Raw genomic sequence first — 2,242 nt, 5'->3', positions numbered from 1 at the left:
GTATCCATACGGTTTGCCATAATCAGTCTTCCGCCGCCCTCAACAAACGTTTGGATGTCATCCTTAGGCAGGTCAGAGGGGGTTTCACCAGCAAGGATGAGTCCTGTATACGGAGAAGGCTGGAGATTTTTAATTTCCTCGGCGGAAATCGTTTTGTAATGCACATGCGCATAGTCCATCGCTTTCTTAATGTTGGAGGAAACTAAGTTTCCAAGATGATCATTCGTTTCTACAAGGACAAGATTGGTGGACTGTCCCTGCGGCGGCGTCTTCGAATCAAGAAGCTGCAGCCCGCTCGAGCTTGGTTTATGTACGGAAATCGTTCGGTAAAAGGCATCCGAGCGGTATAGCGTAATAAGAAGCACGAAAACGAATAATAAGCCTCCCGCAATCAACATGACGACATTAGTGCTCTTGTTCAAGTATGGTTCCTCCTATCTGCTCTGCGAAAAGCTGGTATTGGTAGGGCAGGTTATTAATCATATTCCGCTTCGTTAATGTTTCGATAATATGAAAGAGCTTCGTCCAGCTTTTTTGATCATAATAGATTTCGAGCAGACCAATATAGCCATAATCTACGTCAGGATGTGTTTCCATCGTGTAGAAAAACTGTTCTTCTGCCTCATAAATTTTCCCGCTAATCATGAGAAGCTTTCCGTATGCATAGGTAAAGGCAGACACATCTTCAAATAAATCCATAAAACGAATAAAAATCGGTGTACATTCATCGAGCAATTCTGCGATTTGCCGCGGAGAAAGGAGCTCGCTTTCTAAATATTGAAGATAATGCGATGTCAATTGAAACGCAACGTCCTGCTGCGAGGTATCCTGGTTAAACTGTCCTTGTAAATAATCGATTTGCTTTCGGTAGCGGTCATGTAAGACATTGATTGTTGTAGCGGCGTAATGAACGGTTTCCGGATCTTTTTGATGCAGGGCAGCTTTGAGTAGGTTCCCCTCTTTGGAAACAGGGGCAGCCCCGACCTGCACGATGAGCTGCTTTTGGATATCGGCGTGCTCAAGTTGCATCCCCGTAGAAAAAGAAGTAAGATCCATATCTTGCTTCGCTGCTACATAAATATCTTCATAGTTTTGTACATGAAAGGATATATAATCGGAATATTCATGAAGCCAGCTGCTATTCACTTGTTTCGGGCGTAGAAGTAAGAGAATAAGAGAGGCGAGCAGCCCGATAATCGGAAAGACAAGGGATAGGAGCCAGCCGTAGTCGAGAATTCCCTCTTTTTTCTTCATAATCCCTTTTTTCAAAAAGAGAAATAATTTTGTGACAAGGAAACAATAGATAACATAAAGTACAATCCAAATCATTCCCTCACCGCCAGTTCATCGTCAATCGCTCTAGCCACACGTTCCTTAACCTTTGGCAAATACTGCTCCTCCGTTCCCGGTAAAAGCACCATGATGACTTGCGTATTGGCGTTGTAACCAACAATGTCAATGTCGCGCAGTTGCTTTCGTAATATGCTATTTACTGTAACTAACTGATGCCGCGGAATTTGCAGTTCAAAGTAGGAATATGGATATTCTAATTCCTCGTACCGTTCTTTCTCTATTTCAAGCAAATGCTCAAATTCTGCTAGGTAGTAAATATTCGTTCCAGGGAAGACGCGGTTCGATTGATCAGCAATCCATAGTTCTTCAGCATAGTCAAGACGGTCCCCGAGAAGTCGAAGATACCAGGTGAAGAGCTCGAATTGTTGCGAGGTAACCTTCGTAAAATCGATTTCATCTAAAAAAACAAGATATTGTATCTTTTCTTGTACCACAACGGGTCCAATTAATGTAGGGGCATACTTCGTATCCGATTTCGAGCGGTATAAGGGCTTATTTTCAGCTAGCACCTGTTTAATGACCGGAGTCGCCGAATCGGTAAAAATGGATTGCAGAAAGGTTGTATTTCCCCGCTCGGAGCAAAGCTTCATTCGCAGCGATTTTTTATCGTCATCAACCGTATAGATGGCAATTTTTTGTGTGCCGAAATATTCTTTTAGTACATTCATCGCTTCATTCAGGACAACCTCTGGATGGGTATGATTGAGAACCTTGAACATCGTAAACATCGTAGCCATATGATTGTTTGATTCGAGCACACGCGCCTTTAACGTGATTCTCGTTTCGTTCAATTGCTGAATCGTGTGCTTAAACTGTTCATTTTCTTTTTGTAATTCATCATTCACCATATGTACATCCTCATAGCGTTCCTTTTGCGATGTACTCGTTA

The 2,242-nt window shown here is 42.6% G+C and carries 2 protein-coding genes and 1 pseudogene; all 3 read right to left on the bottom strand.

Annotated features, from left to right (window positions below; all coding sequences use genetic code 11):
* Nucleotides 1-422: pseudogene (locus AC11ZT_RS10505) on the bottom strand (DUF2194 domain-containing protein); the annotation flags it as partial.
* Entirely contained in the window at nucleotides 406-1,329 is a 924-nt protein-coding gene (locus AC11ZT_RS10500; RefSeq protein ID WP_484059541.1) for a tetratricopeptide repeat protein, read from the bottom strand. The pseudogene AC11ZT_RS10505 and the gene AC11ZT_RS10500, both read right to left, overlap by 17 nt.
* The coding region (locus tag AC11ZT_RS10495) for a nucleoside-diphosphate sugar epimerase (protein WP_484059540.1) at nucleotides 1,326-2,242 on the bottom strand (917 nt) is incomplete at its 5' end. The genes AC11ZT_RS10500 and AC11ZT_RS10495, both read right to left, overlap by 4 nt.

This window comes from Ectobacillus sp. (genome assembly GCF_056992975.1).
This window is presented reverse-complemented; position numbering and strand designations above follow the sequence as displayed.

What these genes read in the sequence shown, in the direction of transcription:
- AC11ZT_RS10500 (WP_484059541.1), bottom strand. Translation starts at nt 1,329, where the DNA reads ATGATTTGGATTGTACTTTATGTTATCTATTGTTTCCTTGTCACAAAA.